Source organism: Mycobacterium sp. Soil_C_30, assembly GCF_057656995.1.
Window position 1 is genome coordinate 138,393 of the sequence record NZ_JBDGJH010000016.1, and the last position, 20,445, is coordinate 158,837.

Sequence of the window (20,445 nt, forward strand, 5' to 3'; positions counted from 1 at the left end):
TTCCTAACGGGTGAGTGCGGCGACCACACGGTCACCGACGAATTGGACGACCTGGATGGTCACGATCAACGTGATCACCGTGGCGATCATGATGTTGTCGTCGAAACGGTTGTAGCCGTAGGTGATTGCGAGGTTGCCGATACCGCCTGCGCCGATGGACCCGGCGATCGCCGAGTATTCGATCATCGCGATCGTGTTCACCGTCAGAGCGCCGGCCAGAGCGGGCAGCGCCTCGGACAGTTGCACTGACCGGATGACCTGGACCGCCGAGCCGCCGGAGGCCCGGCCCATGTCGGTGACATCGGAGCGCACGTCGCGCAGCGCGTTCTGCACCAGCCGGGCGAAGAACGGCACTCCGGCGACGGTCATGGGCACGATCGCCGCGGGTATGCCGATGGTGGTGCCGACGATGAACCGGGTCACCGGGATGATGGCGGCCATCAGGATCAGGAACGGCAGCGAACGTCCGATGTTGACGATGGTGTTGAGCACCCGGAACACCCGTGGATCCGGGAACAGTCCCAGCTCGGAGGTGTTGTGCAGGATGATCCCGACCGGTGTGCCGATCAGCACCACCAGCACCATGGTGACCCCGACCATCACCCACGTCTGGCCGTAGGCGGGCAGCAACAAGCTGGGGACGTTCGCCCAGGGGGTGTTGAAGTCCTCGACGGCGAGCAGAGTCGTCACGCCAACACCTCCGCCACCGGGGCGGTGGTGGCCCGGACGTGCAGACCGCGGTCGGTCAGGTAGTCCTTGAAACCTGTTGGTGCAGAAGGAGATATGGCCAGGACTGCACGTCCGACCGCGATCCCCCGGATCGATTCGACGCTGGCGCTGAGCACGCTCACCTTGGCGTCGGAGATCCCCGGCGCCGTCTGGATCGACGTCAGCCAGTCCAGCGGCACCTCGCGGGACGCGTACGAGACCTCCCACACCTCGCCGCCGCCCTGCAACGGCACGCTGGGCCGGTCCGGGAGCAGTTCGTGGGCCAGCAGCGAGGTGGGATCGAGGATGACGTCCTCCACCGAGCCGCTCTCGATGATGCGGCCTTCGTCGATGCGGGCCACCGAGTCGGCGATCTCGCGAACCACTTCCATCTCGTGGGTGATCAGGATGATCGACAGCCCGTACTCGTCGCGCAGATGGCTCAGCAACGCCAGGATCTGCTTGGTCGTCGTGGGGTCCAGGCCCGAGGTCGCCTCATCGGACAACAGGTTCGACGGACCCAGCGCCAGTGCCCGGGCGATCCCGACACGCTGCTTCTGGCCGCCGGAGAGTTGGGCCGGGAAGTATTCGCTGCGCTCCGTGAGGCCCACCCGGTCCAGCAGTTCGGCGACACGCTTCTGAATGGACGCGTCGGTGGCGTGCAGGTACTCCAACGGCAGTGCCACGTTCTGCGCGACCGTCCGGCGCCGCAACAGCGGCGCCGACTGGAAGATCACGCCGACACTGCGGCGCGCGGCAAGCAACTCGGCGCCCTCGATCCGGGTGAAGTCCTTGCCGTCCACCCGGACGGTGCCGCTGGTCGGGCGCTCCAGAAAGCTCACACACCGCGACAGGGTGCTCTTGCCCGCACCGCTGGGGCCGACGACGGCCAGGATCTCGCCGCTGCCGACGGACAGGGAGATGTCGTCAAGCACGGTGCGATCCCCGAACCGTTTGGTCAGGTTCTCGATCTCGATCATGGAAGCTCTCTTGTTTCACAGATATGCCGGACGGCGAAGGGAGGGGGAAGCGGTCGTCCGGTCAGACAGCGGCTCAACGTACGCAGCCGCGCACGAGCCGAGAAGAATAGGAATCGTGCTGATCTGAAGTTGGCTCCCCGGCTCGGCCGCAATACCCCGCTGACGTGCCCGAATCGCTCCGGGGTGAGGTGAGCCACAGCCACCTCCCGGTCACGGGCCGACTAGGATCACCCCCGGGGGTCATGAAACCAACTGCAATGAAACGGGATTGAATGGCACGTGACCCGTTGAAAGCACGCAGCCCGAGATTCGGGGTGTGGGCCAACGTCCACGGCACCATGGCCGCCCTGGGGCACCCCGAGGACCCGGTGGATGCGTCCTGGCCGCGGGTGCGCGATCGGATCCTGCTGGCCGAACAGCTCGGCTTCGACACCACGCTGATCGCCCAGCACACCATGAACCCGCTCGACGAGTCGCTGGACCAGCTCGACGCCTGGAGTGCTGCGGCCGCGAAACGGATTGGCTCCATTGCGGTTCGGGATGGCCGCATTCGTGGTCACCGCGCCCACACAGCGCGAGGCCGCCGAGCTGCTGCAGTACTACTGGGAACTCAACGCCGCCGACAAGACCGGCGACGGGGACACCATCGACCGGTTCATCCGCGACACCGACCCCGCCTCGGTGATGTGGCAGCGGCTGCGGGAACGTCCGCACGTCGGACCCAACGGCGGTACCGCGGCCGGGCTGGTCGGTGACTACGACACCGTCGCCGCCCGTATCGTCGACTGGTACACCGGTGGGATCGAGACTTTCATGTTGGCGTTCCAGCCGTTCGAGGATGAGATGCGGCGCTTCGCCGCGGAGATCATGCCGCGGGTGCGCGAGTTGGTGAAGAGATCGGAGATTGCGTCGTGAGTCTGAAGTTCCACTGGTATCTGCCCACCCACGGTGACACCACTGCCATCGCCGACAACCGTGGCAGCGCGGCGTCGCGGTCGCAGTCACATCTGGAGCCGTCGCTGGAGAACCTGACCGCGCTGGGCCGCGCTGCCGAGGACCTCGGCTTCGAAGCGGTGCTCACCCCCACCGGATCTCACTGCGAGGACTCGTGGATCGCGACCGCGGCGCTGGCCCAGCACACCCGGCGGTTGAAGTACCTGGTGGCGTTTCGCCCCGGTGTGCTCTCGCCGAGTCTGGCCGCCGCCCAGGTGAGCACCTACCAACGGTTCACCGGAAACCGGTTGGCGCTCAACATCGTCACGGGCGGCGACGACGCCGAGATGCACCGCTACGGCGACCAGGTCGACAAGTCGGCGCGCTACCGCCGCACCGGCGAGTTCCTCACCGTGGTGCGAGGGATCTGGAACAACCCCGAATTCTCTTTCCGCGGTGAGTTCTACGACGTGGCCGAGGCCAGGACGGCCTATCCCATCGAGCATGTGCCCACCATCTACTTCGGTGGCTCCTCCCCCGAGGCCATCGAGGTGGCCGCCGAGCACGCCGATGTCTATCTGACCTGGGGTGAACCGCCCGAGCAGGTCGCCGACAAGATCGGCCGGGTCCGCGCCGCGGCCGCGCGCCATGGGCGCACCCTGCGGTTCGGTCTGCGACTGCACACCGTGGCCCGGCCCACCCACGAGCAGGCCTGGCAGCGGGCCGAAGAGCTCATCGACGGGCTCTCCGCCGAGCAGGTGCGCGCCACTCACGAGCGCTACCTGGCCAGCGGTTCGGAGGGCCAGCGCCGGATGGCGGCACTGACCACGGGCGATCTGGTGGACGCCCGCAGCCTCGAGGTCCATCCGGGCCTGTGGGCCGGGCCCAGCCTGCTGCGCGACGGCGCCGGCACGGCCGCCACCGGCAGCTACGAGGAGGTGGCTGCGGTGTTCGAGGAGTACAGCCGCCTGGGTATCACCGAGTTCATCCTGTCGGGTTATCCGCAGTCCGACGAGATCCAGCATGTCGGCAAGGGTGTGCTCCCCCTGCTGGCGCAGCGGCGATCAGCTGCCGCTGCCGCCCACCTCAGCGGGTAGCGGCGGACGGTCATCGACCGGCGTCGGAGTCGTCTGCGCCCCTGACGGCGCTGCCGGCGCTGCCGTGCCGTGGAAGTCCAGCATCGTCTCCTCGCGAATGGTTCGCGATCCGCTGCTGATCACCAGGTCGGTGGAGGTCACCGTGTAGGTGATGCCGTCACGGGTGGCGGCGTAGGCGCCACTGCGCGAGGTGGCGGGCAGGATCAGCCGGGCACCGTCGCGGACCCGAACCCCGCGGTACTGCAGCCCGTCTGCCGTTTCGCAGATTGCCACCCGCGACCCCGCGGTACTCCCGAACACCACCGTGTCGGCTACCGAGGCGCACCGAGCCGTCGACTCGAGGTAGCCCTGGCCGTCGAACGGCGGTGCCGCATGCGCCGGGCCGGCACCAGCCCATAGGGCAGCCGAACACGCGGCGGTCGCCAGGGTTGTCGGTAACACGCGGGAGGTAGCCATCGCTGTCCAAGACATCACACGGGCATTCCCCACGCCAGGTGGCACCCCGGCACCCCGACCCGATCGTTAGCCGATCGCAACACGGGGGTTATCGGCCCGGCGGTGTCAGCAGTGACTCCCAGGACTTCTCGGCGGATGCGCCCGCGGCCAGGTCAGGGCGCCTCTGCACCGTGCCGTCCGGCGCCAGGTAGGTACCGGTGCCGGGGTCGTATTCAGCGATGGGCAGTTGCGGTACCGGCTGCCCGGGCAGCGTGGCGTTGGGATCACCTTTCCAGTTCATGCCGTCGTTCAACGGAACATAGGTCTCGGCGCTTTCGCACATCGCCACCGTCGGCGCCCGTTTCCCCGGCACCGTCTGGCACGGAATGTTGCGCACCCCACGCACATTGAACATCGAGTCCTGTGGGATGCGGCAGTACAGGTCACCCGCAGGCCGGTCGGGAGCATCCTCGAGTGCGGGTGCACGGCGCTGCTGGGCCGGCAGGAACCCGGTGGTGCACGGCGGCGGCAGATTGAAGTTCAGGTTGAAATCGAGGTACCCGCCGGGAGGAAGGCCGGTGCCGTGGGAGGGCACCCCGAGTTGCTGGAAGATCGCGGTGCCCTGTGGGAACAGCACCAGGATCTGCTCGAGACTCGCCTGATAGGCCAGGGCGACCTCTCCGACACTCACCAGGTTGGCCAACAGGATCGGCACGGTCGGTCGCACCCGATCCAGCAGTGCCCGTGTCTCTTCAGCGGCCGGGCCGCCGCCCCGCAGCACACCGGCCACGGCGGCATCACTGCCCCGCAACTGCGCCGTGACGTCAGCGACATGCGCCGACCAGGCCTGGATCGCGGCAGCGGTGTCGCCCTGGGAGTCCAGTACCGGAGCCGACTGGTCGAACAGCGCGGTCAGGGGGCCGAGGTTGTCGCGGGCGTCGACGGCCAGCGTGGTGGCACCTCTGATCAGTCGGTTCAGTTCCGGACCCAATCCGCCTACAGCAGTGGCGGATTCGTCGATGGCTGTGCGCAGATCGTCACCGGGGATGGCCAGCAGACCGGCGTTGGTGGCTTCCAGCAGTTCGTTGAGATCGGCGGGGATCGTGGTGCGGGCCAACGGGATCACGTCACCGTCGCGCAGCGGTGGCGCGCTTTCGGAGCGCGGTAACAGGGCCACGTACTGTTCGCCGACCGCGGACTGGCTGTGCACCTCGGCGTCGAGATCCGACGGAATGTCGACATCCGAGCGCAACGCCAACACCGCTTCGACACCGGTGGCGTTCAGCCGGACCTGCTCGACGCGGCCGACACCCACGCCGCGGTAGGTGACGTTCCCACTCGGGTACAGCCCGGCGGTTTCGGGCAGTTGCACCACCACCTCGTATTGCCCGATGCCCACCATCGCGGGCACTTTGACGTAGTTGACGGCCATCACCACGGCGGCGGTCAGCCCCACCACCAGCAGCACCGCGAGCTGTATCCGGGTGCGTCGGGTCAGTCGCATCTCAGGGACCCTGCACAGCTTGGTAGGGCGCTGTCAGCGGATTGCCCGCGGTGTACGGGCTGGGCTTCTGCCCCAGCGTGCGGCCCCACTGCAGTTCCAACTCGGTCAGGTCCCCTTCCCAGCGGGTGCCGGTGAACAGTGACGCGTCCAACCTGCTCAGCGTGAGATCGATGGCCAGGGAGAGGTTTCCGTAGTCGCCGCGGATCCAGTTCCCGATGGTCTCCTTGGGCCACGGGAAGGTGCCCAGATGACTCAGTGAGCGCGTCATCGCCGGGCCCGCATCGGCCAGTGATTTGAGCACCGGAGCCAGATCCTCGAGCTCACGGATCAGCGCTTCTTTGGTCAGGTTCACCGAGTCTGCGGTGACCGCGCTGAACCGGCCGAACTCGTCCAGGGCTTCGGCGAGGTGGTCGCGTTGTCGGCCGAGCACCGCCAACGCGTCGGGGATGGTGCTCAAGGCGCGGTCCACCACCGGCTGCTGGGCCGCAACCTGCCCCACCAGACCGTCGAGACTTCCCATCGCAGCGGTGATGTCCTCGCTCTGCGCGTCGAGATGACCGAGGAAGGTGTCCAATTGTGTGATGAGCGTGTGCAACTCGCCGCCTCGGCCGGCCAACGCCGTGCCCAGGGCCTCGGTGAGATCCTGCAGCCTGCCTACTCCGCCGTTGTTCAGCAGCGTCGAGATGGCCGCCAGGGTCTGCTCGGTGGATGGATAGGTGCCACTGGACGACAGCGGGATCAGCGACCCGTCGCGGAGCCGGCCGGTCGCGGCAACGCCGTCCGGCGGCGCGAGTTCGACGTGCAGTGACCCGAGCAGGCTCGTCTGCCCCACCGTCGCGATGCTGTTGGCGGGCAGTTCCACGTCGCCGTTGAGCTCGATGGTGACCAGTGCGTGCCAGCCCCGCCGCTCGATCCCGGTCACGTTGCCGACGTTGACATCACCGACGCGCACCCGCGAGTTGGGCTGGATGTTGGACACGTCAGGCAGTTCGACCTGGATCTCGAAGGTGCCCGCGCCGCGGCCCTCGGTGCCCGGCAACGGCAGCGAGTTCACCCCGCGCCACGAGCCGCAGCCGGTGAGCACCGCCAGAAACACTGCGGCACAGAGTATCCGTCTCACGATCCGGCTCCCGGCATCATCACTTCGGGCAGACCCTGCTCCGGCCGCAGCCAGTCCTCGCTGTAGGTGATCTCGTTGGGCCGGGCCTGGGTTCCGACGAACGGGTTCACCCCGATGGGCGGGAAGTTGTACTGGCGGTTCTTGATGATCGGCGCCAGGTACTGGGCGCACAGCTTCGCCGATTCTTCGGCCCCTTTGCGGGACGCGGCCTGGATGGCCCCGCAGATGAACGACACCGGGTTGGCGAAGTTGTTGACCACCAACGCGCCGCTGAGTGAACCCTGGGCGGGCTGGTAGATATTGATGAAATTCGACAGTGCGGTGGGGGCGATGTGCAACGTCTGCTTGATATCGCCGAGGCTGGCGGTCAGCGCCGAGGTCACCGAGGTCAGCGAATCCGCGGTGACACCCAGGTTTTCCCGGTTCTGGGCGACGAAAGACCGAACGTCGCCGACCACGTCGTCGATGGCGCGGGTGGCGGCCCCGATTTCGTCGGGATCGTCGGCCAGGGTGGCGGTGACGGCCGCCAGGTTCTCGTTGAGGTGTGCCATGAGATCGGTGCTGCCCTGCAACGCCGAAACCAGAGCCGCGAGGTTGCGCACCGTGGCGAAGATGTCGCCGCTGTGGTCACCCAGCGCCGACAGGGTTTCCGACAACTTGATCAGGGCGTCCCTGGCGATATGACCCTGGCCGCGCAGATTCTCCGCGGTGGTGCTGACGAACGCCCCCAGCGTGCTGACACCGCCGGGCTGGGTGGGTTGCAGCGATTCGGTGAGCTTCTGCAACTGGGCTCGCAGGTCATCCCATTCGACGGGGACCGCGGTGCGGTTCTCCGGGATGACACTGCCGGTCGCCAGTTGCGGCCCGTCCAGATAGGCCGGGGTCAGTTGAATTGCCCTGGCGCTCACCAGGGCCGGCGAGATGATCACTGCGTTGACATCGGCGGGGACCGGGTACTGCCGGCCCACCCAGAACGTCACCTTGACGCGCTGCGACTCCGGTTCGATGCGCTCGATCCGTCCCACCGGCATTCCGAGGATCCGCACCTCATCACCTTCATAGAGCCCGGTGCTGGACGGGAAGTAGGCGACGACCTCGGTCCGGTCGGCGGCTCCGGGTCCGGACACCACCACGATGCCGGCGACCAGACAGGCCACCAGCAGCGCCGCCAGTGTGGCTCGCTTCGTCATCGGGGACCAACCTGCGGCTCGGAAGACTGGCTCGGCAGCAGCACATTCGGGTCGAGCCCACGTTCGGCGAACGCGGCATCGATGAACGGTTGGACGAACTGTCCCGGAAGCAGATTGGCGACATAGGACTTGAAGAACGGGCCCGAGGACACCGACTCGGTGAGCGACATCGTGTAGCTGTTGAGCCGCCTGATGGAATCCTGCACTTTGTCGCGCCTGCTGTCGACGATCGCCAGCACGCCGTTCAGTTTCTCCAGCGCCGGGTGGAACTGCTCCCGGTTCTCGGCGATGAACGCCTTCAGTTGGGCCGCCAGGGTGGTGATGTTTCCCGCGATGGTGTCCAGCGCGTCGCTCTGGGCCCGCAACGCGAGCAGCAGCGACTGGGAGTCCCCGATCAGCCGCACCACATCGTCGGTCCGCTTCGCCAGGACGCTGGTGGCGTGGTTCGCATTGGCCAGCAGCGTTCGCAGGCGGTCGTCGCGCCGGGCCAGGCTCTCGGAGAGCCGGGACACCCCATCGAGTGCGAATCTCAGTTCGGCCGGGGTGTTCTGGAAGGTCTGCGCCAGCGTGTCCAGCGAGTCGGACACCGACGCGGTGTCGATCCCGTCGACGGTGTCGGTGAGTTCGGCCAGCGCGTCGGGCAAGTCATACGGTGAGGTGGTGCGGTCCTGCGGAATGGTCTCAGCCAGCGGCTGTTCACCCCGGGTGGTGATGTCGAGAACCCTGGCACCGAGCACGGTGTTGGTCTTGATCGCAGCCTCGGAACGGTCACCGACGAATACGGAATCGTCGATGTCGAAGTGCACCAGCACTTTTCCGTGATCGAGACGCATCGCGGAGACTTTGCCGACCTCGAGCCCGGACACCTGCACCGGCGCGTCGACCACCAGGCCGCCGATCTCACCGAAGTACGCCGAATACGTCTCGGACCCGGAGAGCAGCGGGATCCGGTCGTAGTTCAGTGCGGTGAGCGCGACGGCCGCGGTGACGGCGACACCGGCGGCGCCGACCAGGACCGGGTTGCGTTCGGAGAAGGGTGTCATTTGGGTGCGCACCGCCCGGTGTCCTGGCCCGCCAGTTTGATGTAGGTCGGTTGGCCGCCTTGGCCGTTGACCTTCAGTGACAGATCACAGAGGTAGAAGGTGAAGAAATCGCCGTAGAGACCCTGCCGGCCGAGCATGCGGTAGGCGTCGGGCAGCGTGTCCAGGAAATTCTCCAGATACTCGTGGTCGGCGACGGCGATGCCCGCGACTCGGTCGGTCTCGGTGATGTTGCGCTGCAACGGCTCTCGGGCGCGCGCCAGCAGGTCGGTCACGGTGGCCGCGGCGGCGTCGGTGTTCGCGATCGAATCGGCGATGTCGGTGCTGCGCCCGGCCAGTCCGGCGACCAGATGTGACAGGGTGGTGACCGCCTTGTCGAACTGTGTGCTCTGCGCGGTCAGGCTGCCCAGCACGGTGTCGAGATTGGTGATCACCTGTCCGATCAGCGCGTCGCGGTCGGCGAGTCGGTGCGAGAACTCGGCGGTATGCCGCAGCAGGGAGGACACCGTGGCACCGTGGCCCTGGAACGCCTGGATCAGTTCGCCGGTCAGGGCATTGACCTGATCGGGGTCCAGCGCCCGGAACAGCGGTCGGAAGCCGCCGATCAGCGCGTCCAGGTCCAGCGCAGGTGCGGTCTGGGCGACGGGGATGGTCTGGCCCGGGTGCAGCCGACCGGTGTCGCCCGCGCCCTCTTCCAGTGCCAGATAGCGGCCGCCGACCAGATCGGAATACCGCACGACAGCGCGTGTTCCGTGGGTCAACACCACGGTGTCGTCGGCGGTGAAGGTCACCACCGCCGTCCCGTCGCGACGCAGGCTGATGCCGGTGACCTTGCCGACCTCGACGCCGGCGATGCGCACGAAGTTGCCGTCCTCCAGCCCGGAGACGTTGTGGAATTCGGCGTTGTAGGAGTGTGACGGGTCGAAGCGCAGCTCGCCGAACGCCGCGATGAGGGCGAACAGGCCTGCCAGACAAACGGATACGAAGACGGCGAGCCACCGCGCCGCTTTACCGAGGTTGTTGTTCATCTCTACCGCGGTCCTGGCGCGGGTCCGGCCGGCGCGGGGTCACGCACCACGGGCGGTTCCGGCACCGGACGCGTCACAGGGAAGTAGTTGGCCCAGCCGGGGAATCCGATACCCGGGTTGGTCCGGATGTCCTGGCCGGTCCCCCACCCGGTGTTGGTGACGAGTTGGCGGACGGGGTACTGCTCGGTGACCAAGGGCAGCGATCCGCAGCCCGGTCTGCCGTCGGGGCCCCCCTTGGCGGCGACGATCGGTAGGTGGTCGGGATAGCGATACTGGTCGTCACCGAGGAGCAGGCCGGCGTCGAGCATCGCGGTGCGGCCGTTGCCGCCCGTCACGCGGTAGCCGTCGCCGATACCGCTGAGCTGTTCGACCGCCCCGAGCAGGGTGCACGTGTAGATCGGGTCGTACTTGTGCAGCAGGTCGGTGGTGGGCTCCAGCACCGTGATGGACCGAACCAGGTTTTCCTGGTTGGGCGCGAGGAGGTCGATCCCGGCCCGCGACAGCCCGGTGACCCCGACCAGCAGGGCGTCGAGGGCGGTGGCGTTGGCGGTGATGGTGGTGCTGGTGACACTGAAGGCCTCCAGCGTCCGCAGGATGTCCGGGGCGGCCGCGCCGTACGCGTCACTCGCCCGGCCCAGGGCCATCAGATCCCGGCGGACCACCTCCGCTCGTGGATTGAGCTCGGCGAGAACCTGATTGGAGGCGGTGATGGCCTCGCCGATGGGCTCTCCGTGACCGCGGAACCCGTCTGAGAGCGCGGATATGATGGCGTTGAGCTTGGCGGGATCGACCTGGTGGAGCAGTTGGACGAGGTTGTCGAAGACCGTGTTGGCTTCGGTGGTCACGTTGCGTGAGCGCAGCACCGCACCCGCGGCGATAGCCGTGGCACTCGGGTCGTTCGGTATCACCAGATCGACGAACTTGCCGCCGAAGGCGGTGGTGGCCTTGATCTCGGCTTCGACGTTGGCGGGGATGTACTCGATCTGCTCCGGATCGAGCTCCAGTGCCAGCGTGGCCGACGACCGGCTACCGTCCACGTCCACCACCCGGCCGACCTCGACGCCGCGCAACCGGACCTTGCCACCGGGTTCCATCACCAGCCCGGACCGGTCACTGGTCAGTGTGACGGGCACGCTGGGGCGCAGGGAACCGCTGAACATCGCGGCGGTGAGCGCGATGAGCACGACGAAACTGGTGATGAGGGCCGACGCCCACAGACGAGGATGCATCCGCTATCCGGACAGGTGGAAGTTGCCGGACTGCCCGTACACCGACAGTGACACCACCAGGGTGATGAAGACGACGCCGATCAACGAGGCACGCACCGCGCGGCCCACGGCCTCACCGACTCCGGCGGGCCCACCGGTGGCGGTGTAGCCGTAGAAGGTGTGGATCACCATGACCACCACCGCCATCATCACCGCCATGCCCAGTGACCACAGCAGGTCGGTCGGGTTGAGGAAGGTGTCGAAGTAGTGGTCATACACGCCGGTGGACTGGCCGTAGACCAGGGTGGTGCCCACCCTGGCGGCGATGAAGGACATCAGCACACCGATGCAGTACAGCGGGACGACCACGAGCACGCCGGCGACGAGTCGGGTCGACACCAGGTACGAGATGGACCGGATTCCCATGACTTCCAGGGCGTCGATCTCCTCGGAGATCCGCATCGCTCCCAGTTGCGCGGTGGCGCCGGCGCCGATGGTGGCGGCCAGGCCGATACCCGCCGTCAGTGGGGCGATCAGCCGGACGTTGAGGTAGGCGGAGGTGAACCCGGTGAGGGCTTCGACACCGATGCCGGTCAGCAGGCTGTAGCCCTGCACCGCGATCAGGGCGCCGGCCGACAATGCGAGAAAGCCGACGATGACGATGGTGCCGCCGATCATGGCCAGGGCGCCGGTGCCCAGGCTCATCTGGGCGACCAGGCGCAGGATCTCGCCGCGGTAGTGGGCCAGCGCCTCGCCGGTGGAACGCATCGAGCGGGCGTAGAAGGCGGTCTGTTCGCCGAGTTGATCGAGGCCCCGCAGTACAGCGCTCACAGGGTGGCCTTGACGCCGACGGCGGTCACCACGACGTTGATGAGGTAGAGCGCCATGAACGCGAAGACGACGGTCTCGTTGACGGCGTTGCCGACTCCGGCCGGCCCGCCCCCGACGGAGATCCCCTTGTAGCAGGCGATCAGCCCGGCGGTGACGCCGAACAGTGCGGCCTTGATCAAGGAGATGACGATCTCGGGTAACCCGGTCAGCAGCATCATGCCCGCGACGAACGCCCCGGGGGTGACGTTCTGGACGAACACCGAGAAGATGAACCCGCCGGTGATGCCGACGACGGCGACGATCGAGTTCAGCAGGACCGACACCAGCGTCGCGGCCAGTACCCGCGGGACCACCAGCGCCTGGATCGGATCGATGCCCAGCACCCGCATGGCGTCCAGTTCCTCGCGGATGGTCCGTGCCCCCAGGTCAGCGCACATGGCGGTGGCACCGGCGCCCGCGACCACGAGAACCGTTACCACCGGCCCGATCTGGGTGATGGCACCCAGTGCGGCGCCGGTGCCGGAATAGTCGGCGGCACCGAACTCGATGAGCAGGATGTTGAGGATGAAAACCGCCAGGACGGTGAACGGGATGGCCAGCATGATCGTCGGCACGATGGACACCCGGGCCACGAAGTGGGTCTGCAGCACGAACTCCCGCCAGGCGAACGGCGCACGGAACATCGTCACGACGGTGTCCAGTGACATCGCGAAGAAGCCCCCCACCGCGGTGGCGGGTGTGGCGAGACTCGGCGGCATCACCCGCGAGACAGTAGCGCCTCGCCGGCGCCCGCGGGGGGCTACGTCCTTCCCAAATGCACGGGGCCCGTGCAGGTTTCGCGATCCTCGGGTGACGGTGGTCGCTCGCGCCGGACAACGTGGCGCCGGTCACCGTGGGGCGATGCGGTGAAATGCCGGGTGGCCGGGTGGTGACCAGGACTACACTCGGCTCCGGCGAACAGGCACAAGCGAGCTCGACGAGGAGCGTGAGCCCCATGGCAATCGATGCCGACGCAACATCTCAGACCCCGTTCGATCAGGAAGTGGCCGCCACCCAGCGCTACTTCGACGATCCGCGGTTCGAGGGCATCATCCGGCTGTACAGCGCGCGTCAGGTGGTGGAGCAGCGCGGCACCATCGTCACCGACTACCCGGTGGCCCGTGAGGCCGCCGCCGCCTTCTACACCCGGCTGCGGGAATTGTTCGCGCAGAAGAAGAGCATCACCAGCTTCGGGCCGTACTCCCCCGGCCAGGCCGTGGTGATGAAGCGGATGGGTATCGAGGGCATCTACCTCGGTGGCTGGGCGACGTCGGCCAAGGGCTCGATCAGCGAGGATCCCGGCCCCGATCTGGCCAGCTACCCGCTGAGCCAGGTCCCCGACGAGGCGGCCGGACTGGTGCGCGCGTTGCTGACCGCCGACCGCAACCAGCAGTACCTGCGCCTGCAGATGACCGAGGAGCAGAGGGCCGCCACCCCGGCCTACGACTACCGGCCGTTCATCATCGCCGACGCCGACACCGGCCATGGCGGTGATCCCCACGTCCGCAACCTGATTCGGCGTTTCGTCGAATCCGGGGTGCCCGGGTACCACATCGAGGACCAGCGGCCGGGAACCAAGAAATGCGGCCACCAGGGCGGCAAGGTCCTGGTCCCCTCGGATGAACAGCTCAAGCGGCTCAACACGGCCCGCTTCCAGCTCGACGTCATGGGGGTGCCCGGCATCATCGTCGCGCGCACCGACGCCGAGGCCGCGAACCTGATCGACAGCCGGGCCGACGAGCGCGATCAGCCGTTCCTGCTCGGGGCGACGAATCTGAAGATCCCGTCCTACAAGTCGTGCTTCCTGGCGATGATGCGCCGCTTCCACCAGCGCGGGGTCTCCGACCTCAACGGGCACCTGCTCTACGCGCTGCCCGACGGCGAGTACGACGCCGCCGAGGCCTGGCTGGACCGCCAAGGTCTGCTCGGCGTGATCGACGAGGCGGCTGCGGCCTGGCTGGACGGCCGAGCGTCCTCGATCGATGCGGTGTACGACGACGTGGAGTCCAAGTTCATCGACGCTTGGCAGGTGGATTCGGGGCTGCAGACCTACGGGGAGGCGGTGGCCGAACTGCTCGAATTCCGGGAACGGGAAGGCGAATCGACCGAGATGAAGGCGGCGGAGTGGCGGAAGTTCGCCGTTCACGCGCCGCTGTACACCGCCCGGGAGAAGGCCAAGGAGCTCGGCGCCGACGTCGCCTGGGACTGCGAGCGCGCCAAGACGCCCGAGGGGTACTTCCAGGTGCGCGGCGGCATCCCGTACGCCATCGCCAAGTCGCTGGCCGCCGCGCCCTTCGCCGACATCCTCTGGATGGAGACCAAGACCGCCGACCTGGCCGATGCCCGGGAGTTCGCCGAGGCCATCCACGCGGTGTACCCGGAGCAGATGCTGGCCTATAACCTCTCACCGTCGTTCAACTGGGACACCACCGGCATGACCGACGACGAAATGCGAGACTTCCCAGAAGAACTCGGCAAGATGGGCTTCGTATTCAACTTCATCACCTACGGCGGCCACCAAGTGGACGGCGTGGCATGTGAGGAGTTCGCCACGTCGTTGCGGCAGGAAGGCATGCTGGCGCTGGCGCGCCTGCAACGCAAGATGCGTCTGGTCGAATCGCCGTACCGCACCCCGCAGACCTTGGTCGGAGGCCCGCGCAGCGATGCCGCGCTGGCGGCGTCGTCCGGGCGCACCGCGACCACCAAGGCAATGGGTAAGGGTTCGACCCAGCATCAGCATCTGGTCCAGACCGAGGTGCCGAAGAAGCTACTCGAGGAATGGCTGGCGATGTGGAGCGAGCATTACCAGCTGGGCGAGAAGCTGACGGTGCAGCTGCGGCCGCGCCGGGCCGGGTCCGATGTGCTCGACCTCGGCATCTACGGCGAGGGCGAAGACCCGCTGGCCAATGTGGTGGTCGATCCCATCAAGGACCGGCACGGCCGCAGCATCCTCACGGTGCGTGACCAGAACACCTTCGCCGAGAAGCTGCGCAAGAAGCGGCTGATGGACCTGATCCACCTGTGGCTGATCCACCGCTTCAAGCCGGAGATCGTCTACTACGTCACCCCGACCGAGGACAACATCTATCAGACCGAGAAGATGAAGTCGCACGGGATCTTCAGCGACGTCTACCAGGAGGTCGGCGAGATCATCGTCGCCGACGTGAACCAGCCGCGTATCGATGAGTTGCTGGCTCCGGATCGTGAAGCGCTGTCGCGGTTGATTCGCAAGGACGACTAGACGCGGCTCACGAACCGGGCCGCTCCGTCGCCGGTGAAACGACCGGGTTCCACCGGGCGGCCCGACACAGCGAGCAGCAGATCGATCGCCCGTCCCTCGACTGCGGCACCGTTTCCGATCTCGACGTCGGCGTCGGTGGCGACCAGGCGAAGGGATTCGACCCGCTCGCGTCCGCCGCCGAAGCCGACGGCCGTCTTGGCTTGGTACTGCAGCGCTGCGACGATCGCGGTGTCCGGGTAGACCCCGGTGAGCCCGAGGGGACGGCGGATGTCCTCGCCGTGGACGATCGCCTCCACCAGCCGGGTGGCCCACGGCGCCGGCGGAGTCAGAGTGAGATGGGCGACCGCACGCAGCGTCGCCACTGTGTCCGCCGGGTTGCTCCGGCGTTCCCGTGCAACACCTTTGGCGTTGTCACGGTCGAAGTCGAAACGCGCCGAGATCATCCGGAGGACGAATCTCGACCGTGACGTCTTCGCGGTGTCCACGATGTGGGCCAGGACGTCGTGGACCGTCCAGCCCGGGCACAGCGACGGCGTCGACCATCGGTGGGCGGGCAGGTCCATCAGATCGGCGACCAGTCGCGCGCGCTCGGCATGCACCACCGGCCAGGATTCGGAGCCCATGGTGAGACAGACCATGGCTACCAACACAACTCATCGGCCCCGGGGCTGAGTGGCGATGATTCGGGTACTCGCTGCACGAGCGACTCGAGAAAGGAGTGCCCATGAGCGGGCCAGAAGGATCATCGGGTTGGGAAGTCGTGGTGGGGCGGGAGTACAACCCCGGCGACGCTTCCGATGGCGCAGAGGAGGATGTCCTCGTACAAGGACCCGAGCCCGAAGCTCGCCGAGTGTACTCAGACACCGTCGCCGTGGCGGCAGAACAACACTATTCGCGCGTCCTCCTGCGCTCCGGCGGTCAGATTGTGGAATCTTGGCCGCAAAAGGCCGGATGGACGTCCTGATGGTCCTAGACTTCGAGCCGTGCGAAGACTGTTCGCCATTCTGTGTCTGCTGGTGTGGATCCTTGGGGGTTTGACGCCGCACGGTGTGGCGGGGGCTGAGCCAGGTCCGGCGGCGCAGCGCATCGTCGTGAGCGTGCCCGAAGCTCGTTCGACGACAGGAACCCTCACCGCGTACGAGCGCATCGGTGACCGGTGGAGCGTCGTGCTCGGCCCTACCCACGCTGATGTCGGCGAGCTCGGCGTCGGCACCCCGGCCGACAGCGTCTTCCGCACCCCCGCCGGCACATTCCCACTGGGCCAGGCCTTTGGCCGTCTGCCGAATCCCGGCACCCGGCTGTCGTATTTCCAGACCGATGACTCCGACTGGTGGGACGAGCAACCGGGATCACCGACCTACAACACCCACGTGCGTTCGACGAAGCGCCCGTCCAACGACGCCGAGAACCTGTACAAGTCCGGGCCCATCTACGACTACGCGGTGGTGATCGAACACAATCCGCAACGGGTGCCGGGCCGGCAGGCGGGGATCTTCCTGCACATCACCAACGGCCACCCCACCTGGGGTTGTGTGGCGATCGGCCGCGCCGAGATGACCAGGCTGATGACCTGGCTCGATCCGGCCGCATCGCCGCGGATCACCATCGACGTCGGAGCCGGTGCGCCGGCCTGAACACCACCGATCGCCGTGGTGCCAACGCCGCGGCGCCGACGTAGAGTTCGCAGGATGTCGCAACTCTCACCGGAGGTGGTCGAGTTCCTGTCCGCCGGCACTCGGACCGGCATGCTGGGCTACCTGGCCTCCGACGGGCGCCCGCTGGTGGCGCCCGTCTGGTTCGTGGTCGACGGCGACCAGCTGGTGTTCAACACCGCCAAATCCTCGGCCAAAGGCAAAGCGCTGCAGCGCGACCCGAGGGTGGTGTTGACAGCAGACGATCCACACCCGCCGTTCTCGTTCGTGCAGGTTCAGGGAACTGCCGAACTCGACGAGGACCCGGGTGCGCTGCTGACCGTCGCCACCCGGATCGGCGGACGGTACATGGGTGAAGACCGCGCCGCGGAGTTCGGGAAACGCAATGGTGTGCCGGGTGAACTGATCGTGCGCGTGACACCGACCAAAGTCGTCAAGAGCTTCAACGTCGCGCACTGACGTCAAGTTTTGCGCTCCCCCGCGGCCGCCTCCAACCGCTCTTCGTAGGCCCCTTCGTCGCGGCCGAGTGCGATGGTCGCGGCCAGCATGGCCAGGGCCGTGAACACCAGCGCCACCGCTTCCAGCGTGCTCACCGACATGTCCTCGGAAAGCATGACGGCGCCGAGCGCCACGGCGACGACGGGTTCGAGTACCAGCATGGTGGGCACGGACGTCTGCAGGGCACCGGCGTGAAACGCCGACTGTTGCAGCACCGTCCCGATGACCGCCACCGCGATGAGCAGATAGAGCTCGGGTGAGGTGAGAATCGCGACGACCCCGGCATGGGTGGCGGCGTGCATGACGATCTTGGTCAGGACTGCCATGACACCGAACAGGACTCCGACGACCACCGCCAGCAGCACCGCTCGCGGGGTACCCGACACACGCACCGCCAGCGCCACCAGCGCCACCACGAACACCGTCGTGCTGACACAGAGCATCAGCAGGGTCTTGGTCGGGACCGCGTATTCGCCCGGCTCGGTGCGGGCGAGCAGCACGAAGATCGTCAGCGCGATGGTGAGCAGGATCGCCCACAGCCACTCACTGGCCGACACGCTGCGCTGCGCGAGGCGGGCGCTGAGCGGCAGTGCGAACAGCAACGCGGAGACCAGTAGCGGCTGCACCAGGATGAGCGAGCCGTGCGTCAGCGCGGCCGCCTGGAATCCGTAGCCGATCACGGCGGCGCCGGTTCCGGCCCACCACAGCGGTCGGCGCACCAGCGTCTGCAACATCACCGGGCTGACGCCCGCCTCGGGCGGAACGTCGATGGTGGCCCGCTGGCGCACGACGATGCCGATCGCCATGAACACCGCGGCCAGGAGCGCCGCCACCACGGTCAGACTGTGCGTGACCAACGTGTTGTCATCCTTTCCGGCACTGACCGGCAGGGCGGGTTAGTGCCGGAGGCTCAACCGTAATCGGTACCCGCTCAACCTTCGACGCACACGCGTAGCGCGGGCCGTCATGGGCATCCTGTCGGCGTGGAAACCACCGAGTACGCCCCCGGCCGTTCCGCCGACCTGTACGGCACTGCCTCCGACCCGACCACCTTGCTCTGGCACGGCATGCAGACCGACGCCCGCGCCGCGGTCGCTCCGCTGGCTGACCTGCTCGCGGGCCACGGGGTCGCCGTAGTGGTGCCGGATTGGAATTCCCACGCCGCCGACGGCGGCCGCAACGACTTGCTGGCCTCGGCGGCGTTCGCGCGTGAGCGCAGCGTCGGCGGGGCGTTCACTCTTGTCGGCTGGTCTCTCGGTGGCGCCGCCGCGGCCGGCTTGACCCTCGAGGCCGCCCGTCACGGGATGGCCGTCTCGCACACGGTGTGCCTGGGTGGCGCCTTCACCGCCGCCGACCCGATCTCGGGGCGGGTGCTGGACCGCGACCTTCCCGCCCACGACGACGGCGCGTTCCTCCTCCTGCATGGATCCGGGGACGACGTGATCCCCGCCGCGGCCAGTCAGGGATTCGCCGCCGTGCTCACAGAAGCCGGGTGGCCGGTCGAAATGGTGGAACTCGACACCGACCACGCCGCGATTGCCGGTGCCCGGTACGACCCCACCGGTGATCGCTACCTGCCCGCCGCCGATCCGAAGGCGCTGGCGGTCGCCGCCGATGTAGCGGCCCGGATCGCCGGAGTGGTCAGAACGCATATCTGATCCGGCACGACGGCAGCTTCTCGGCGATCAGGTCGGTGAGCTCCTGGACCCACCGGCCCTTCCATGAGGTCTTGTAGCGGACATTCCACTGACCGTTCTGGCTTCGCTTCAGTTGCTGCAGATCAGGGCGCCACAGCAAATCCTCACCCGTGGGGTGCCAGCCGAGGTTCACGTCGTGCAGGCCCTGGTTGTGAGTCAAGAAGATGACCTCGGCCGCGAGCTGTTGTTTGGTGCGGTCATTGGTGCCGTCGGCGATCTGGTCCAGCAGCACCGCCCAGTCCGCGCGCCAGTTCTCGTGGACGATGACCGGGCTGAAATTGAGGTGCACTTCGAAACCCGCGTCGACGAAGTCATCGAGGGCGGCGATCCGATCGGCGATCTTCGAGGTACGGATGTCGACGAGCCGTGAGGTGTCACCCGGCATCAGGCTGAACCGGATGCGGGTGCCGCCGCGGGGCTCGTAGTCGAGCAGGTTCCGATTCACCAGCTTGGTGGCAAAACTGGCCTTGGCATTCGGCAGCTTCGCAAAGAGCTCGACGAGGTCACGCACGTTGTCGGACACCATCGCGTCGACCGAGCAGTCACTGTTCTCGCCGATGTCGTACACCCAGTCCCGCGGGTCACACTGGTTGGGTTGCGGTTTGTCGCCCTGCCTCTTGGCGTGCCGCTCGAGGTAGCCGGTGATCTGCTCGATGTTGGCGAAAACGGTGATGGGATTGGCGTACCCCTTGCGCCGCGGGACGTAGCAGTACGAGCACGCCATCGCGCACCCGTTGGCCGTCGACGGCGCGATCCAGTCGCTGGAGCGTTCATTGCGCCGGGCCGACAGGCTCTTCTTTTCACCGAGCACCAGCACTTCGCGTTTGATTCGCACCCAGTCTTCGACATTGCCTTCGTTGCCGTAGAGGCCGGGGATCGACTGGTGTGACGGCACCTCGATGAGTTCCGCATCCGGAAAGCGATCGAGTACCTGCCGAGCGCGGGGGAACCTCGCGATATCCGGCTCGTGGTAGATGCGCTTGATGTCGAGCAACCGGTCCGCCAGATCGATTGGGGTGCGGGCCATGACCTGTTCAACGGCCGGATCCCGCTTGGCGTTCCCCGAACAAGGGTGCGGTGAACTTTCACACATCGTCCCTTGACGCATGCTTGAAGAACCCATGTCTGGCAACGAGATTGCTCGACAGAGGCTTTCACCAGCCCGCGGGCGGTGGTCTGCTTCGTCCGTGTTCTTGTTCGAGGGCGCGTTGGGTGGCGTTGTAGGCGCGTTCGGTTTTGATGTG

At 67.1% G+C, this 20,445-nt stretch carries 20 protein-coding genes; 6 read left to right on the top strand and 14 right to left on the bottom strand.

From position 1 onward, the window contains the following. Positions 1-3 precede the first annotated feature (3 nt). Together AC3A6P_RS25445 and AC3A6P_RS25450 are read right to left on the bottom strand one after the other, a co-directional pair. A complete protein-coding gene (locus AC3A6P_RS25445; protein WP_487694744.1) occupies positions 4-690 on the bottom strand; it encodes a methionine ABC transporter permease in 687 nt (228 codons plus the stop codon). Further along, a complete protein-coding gene (locus AC3A6P_RS25450; RefSeq protein WP_487694745.1) occupies positions 687-1,688 on the bottom strand; it encodes a methionine ABC transporter ATP-binding protein in 1,002 nt (333 codons plus the stop codon). The genes AC3A6P_RS25445 and AC3A6P_RS25450 overlap by 4 nt, the downstream gene beginning before the upstream one ends. 540 nt (positions 1,689-2,228) lie before the next feature. On the opposite strand from AC3A6P_RS25450, the gene AC3A6P_RS25455 reads away from it, so the two are divergent. After that, on the top strand, positions 2,229-2,603 hold the full coding sequence (locus tag AC3A6P_RS25455; RefSeq protein ID WP_487694747.1) for a hypothetical protein: 375 nt from the start codon (positions 2,229-2,231) through the stop codon (positions 2,601-2,603). Next, on the top strand, positions 2,600-3,718 hold the full coding sequence (locus tag AC3A6P_RS25460; RefSeq protein WP_487694748.1) for an LLM class flavin-dependent oxidoreductase: 1,119 nt from the start codon (positions 2,600-2,602) through the stop codon (positions 3,716-3,718). Before AC3A6P_RS25455 ends, AC3A6P_RS25460 begins: the two co-directional genes overlap by 4 nt. On the opposite strand, the gene AC3A6P_RS25465 is transcribed toward AC3A6P_RS25460, so the two are convergent. The 9 genes from AC3A6P_RS25465 to AC3A6P_RS25505 form a co-directional block, all read right to left on the bottom strand. Then, positions 3,686-4,174 carry a hypothetical protein gene (locus AC3A6P_RS25465; protein WP_487694750.1) on the bottom strand — a complete coding sequence of 163 codons (489 nt, stop codon included), beginning with the start codon at positions 4,172-4,174 and terminating at the stop codon, positions 3,686-3,688. The genes AC3A6P_RS25460 and AC3A6P_RS25465 overlap by 33 nt on opposite strands. A gap of 88 nt (positions 4,175-4,262) precedes the next feature. After that, the gene (locus AC3A6P_RS25470; protein ID WP_487694751.1) at positions 4,263-5,657 is read right to left on the bottom strand and encodes an MCE family protein; all 1,395 of its coding nucleotides are present in this window, start codon (positions 5,655-5,657) and stop codon (positions 4,263-4,265) included. Position 5,658: 1 nt separating this feature from the next. After that, positions 5,659-6,777, bottom strand: a complete 1,119-nt coding sequence (locus AC3A6P_RS25475) for an MCE family protein (protein WP_487694752.1) — start codon at positions 6,775-6,777, stop codon at positions 5,659-5,661. Next, positions 6,774-7,967, bottom strand: a complete 1,194-nt coding sequence (locus AC3A6P_RS25480) for an MCE family protein (protein WP_487694753.1) — start codon at positions 7,965-7,967, stop codon at positions 6,774-6,776. The genes AC3A6P_RS25475 and AC3A6P_RS25480 overlap by 4 nt, the downstream gene beginning before the upstream one ends. Continuing rightward, complete coding sequence (locus tag AC3A6P_RS25485; RefSeq protein WP_487694755.1) at positions 7,964-9,010, bottom strand: MCE family protein; 1,047 nt, start codon at positions 9,008-9,010, stop codon at positions 7,964-7,966. Before AC3A6P_RS25485 ends, AC3A6P_RS25480 begins: the two co-directional genes overlap by 4 nt. Further along, on the bottom strand, positions 9,007-10,035 hold the full coding sequence (locus tag AC3A6P_RS25490; RefSeq protein WP_487694756.1) for an MCE family protein: 1,029 nt from the start codon (positions 10,033-10,035) through the stop codon (positions 9,007-9,009). The genes AC3A6P_RS25485 and AC3A6P_RS25490 overlap by 4 nt, the downstream gene beginning before the upstream one ends. A gap of 2 nt (positions 10,036-10,037) precedes the next feature. Further along, positions 10,038-11,264, bottom strand: a complete 1,227-nt coding sequence (locus AC3A6P_RS25495) for an MCE family protein (protein ID WP_487694758.1) — start codon at positions 11,262-11,264, stop codon at positions 10,038-10,040. A gap of 3 nt (positions 11,265-11,267) precedes the next feature. After that, positions 11,268-12,074 carry an ABC transporter permease gene (locus AC3A6P_RS25500; protein WP_487694759.1) on the bottom strand — a complete coding sequence of 269 codons (807 nt, stop codon included), beginning with the start codon at positions 12,072-12,074 and terminating at the stop codon, positions 11,268-11,270. Continuing rightward, positions 12,071-12,832 (bottom strand): MlaE family ABC transporter permease, encoded by a 762-nt coding sequence (locus AC3A6P_RS25505; RefSeq protein WP_487694777.1) that lies wholly within the window; start codon positions 12,830-12,832, stop codon positions 12,071-12,073. The genes AC3A6P_RS25500 and AC3A6P_RS25505 overlap by 4 nt, the downstream gene beginning before the upstream one ends. A gap of 236 nt (positions 12,833-13,068) precedes the next feature. Between AC3A6P_RS25505 and aceA the strand changes: the two genes are divergently transcribed. Then, positions 13,069-15,354: an isocitrate lyase ICL2 gene (gene aceA, locus AC3A6P_RS25510; protein WP_487694761.1), complete on the top strand. Its 2,286-nt coding sequence runs from the start codon at positions 13,069-13,071 to the stop codon at positions 15,352-15,354. Here the strand turns inward: aceA and AC3A6P_RS25515 are convergent. Then, entirely contained in the window at positions 15,351-15,977 is a 627-nt protein-coding gene (locus tag AC3A6P_RS25515; protein ID WP_487694762.1) for a maleylpyruvate isomerase family mycothiol-dependent enzyme, read from the bottom strand. The two genes, aceA and AC3A6P_RS25515, sit on opposite strands and share 4 nt — an antisense overlap. Positions 15,978-16,337: 360 nt before the next feature. Between AC3A6P_RS25515 and AC3A6P_RS25520 the strand changes: the two genes are divergently transcribed. Together AC3A6P_RS25520 and AC3A6P_RS25525 are read left to right on the top strand one after the other, a co-directional pair. Further along, positions 16,338-16,988, top strand: a complete 651-nt coding sequence (locus tag AC3A6P_RS25520; protein ID WP_487694763.1) for a L,D-transpeptidase family protein — start codon at positions 16,338-16,340, stop codon at positions 16,986-16,988. Positions 16,989-17,042: 54 nt separating this feature from the next. Beyond that, positions 17,043-17,465 carry a PPOX class F420-dependent oxidoreductase gene (locus AC3A6P_RS25525; protein ID WP_487694765.1) on the top strand — a complete coding sequence of 141 codons (423 nt, stop codon included), beginning with the start codon at positions 17,043-17,045 and terminating at the stop codon, positions 17,463-17,465. A gap of 2 nt (positions 17,466-17,467) precedes the next feature. Here the strand turns inward: AC3A6P_RS25525 and AC3A6P_RS25530 are convergent, their stop codons facing one another. After that, the gene (locus AC3A6P_RS25530; protein ID WP_487694766.1) at positions 17,468-18,361 is read right to left on the bottom strand and encodes a DMT family transporter; all 894 of its coding nucleotides are present in this window, start codon (positions 18,359-18,361) and stop codon (positions 17,468-17,470) included. A gap of 126 nt (positions 18,362-18,487) precedes the next feature. Here AC3A6P_RS25530 and AC3A6P_RS25535 point away from each other — a divergent pair, with 126 nt between their 5' ends. Then, on the top strand, positions 18,488-19,162 hold the full coding sequence (locus AC3A6P_RS25535; protein ID WP_487694767.1) for a dienelactone hydrolase family protein: 675 nt from the start codon (positions 18,488-18,490) through the stop codon (positions 19,160-19,162). On the opposite strand, the gene AC3A6P_RS25540 is transcribed toward AC3A6P_RS25535, so the two are convergent. Then, positions 19,146-20,228: a spore photoproduct lyase family protein gene (locus AC3A6P_RS25540; protein ID WP_487694769.1), complete on the bottom strand. Its 1,083-nt coding sequence runs from the start codon at positions 20,226-20,228 to the stop codon at positions 19,146-19,148. The two genes, AC3A6P_RS25535 and AC3A6P_RS25540, sit on opposite strands and share 17 nt — an antisense overlap. Positions 20,229-20,445: the final 217 nt, after the last annotated feature.

Coding starts and splice junctions, on each gene's coding strand:
- AC3A6P_RS25485 (WP_487694755.1), bottom strand. CDS start 9,010: ATGACACCCTTCTCCGAACGCAACCCGGTCCTGGTCGGCGCCGCCGGT.
- AC3A6P_RS25455 (WP_487694747.1), top strand. CDS start 2,229: ATGGCCGCATTCGTGGTCACCGCGCCCACACAGCGCGAGGCCGCCGAG.
- AC3A6P_RS25490 (WP_487694756.1), bottom strand. CDS start 10,035: ATGAACAACAACCTCGGTAAAGCGGCGCGGTGGCTCGCCGTCTTCGTA.
- AC3A6P_RS25465 (WP_487694750.1), bottom strand. CDS start 4,174: ATGGCTACCTCCCGCGTGTTACCGACAACCCTGGCGACCGCCGCGTGT.
- AC3A6P_RS25540 (WP_487694769.1), bottom strand. CDS start 20,228: ATGGCCCGCACCCCAATCGATCTGGCGGACCGGTTGCTCGACATCAAG.
- AC3A6P_RS25470 (WP_487694751.1), bottom strand. CDS start 5,657: ATGCGACTGACCCGACGCACCCGGATACAGCTCGCGGTGCTGCTGGTG.
- aceA (WP_487694761.1), top strand. CDS start 13,069: ATGGCAATCGATGCCGACGCAACATCTCAGACCCCGTTCGATCAGGAA.
- AC3A6P_RS25515 (WP_487694762.1), bottom strand. CDS start 15,977: ATGGGCTCCGAATCCTGGCCGGTGGTGCATGCCGAGCGCGCGCGACTG.
- AC3A6P_RS25505 (WP_487694777.1), bottom strand. CDS start 12,832: ATGCCGCCGAGTCTCGCCACACCCGCCACCGCGGTGGGGGGCTTCTTC.
- AC3A6P_RS25480 (WP_487694753.1), bottom strand. CDS start 7,967: ATGACGAAGCGAGCCACACTGGCGGCGCTGCTGGTGGCCTGTCTGGTC.
- AC3A6P_RS25450 (WP_487694745.1), bottom strand. CDS start 1,688: ATGATCGAGATCGAGAACCTGACCAAACGGTTCGGGGATCGCACCGTG.
- AC3A6P_RS25525 (WP_487694765.1), top strand. CDS start 17,043: ATGTCGCAACTCTCACCGGAGGTGGTCGAGTTCCTGTCCGCCGGCACT.
- AC3A6P_RS25495 (WP_487694758.1), bottom strand. CDS start 11,264: ATGCATCCTCGTCTGTGGGCGTCGGCCCTCATCACCAGTTTCGTCGTG.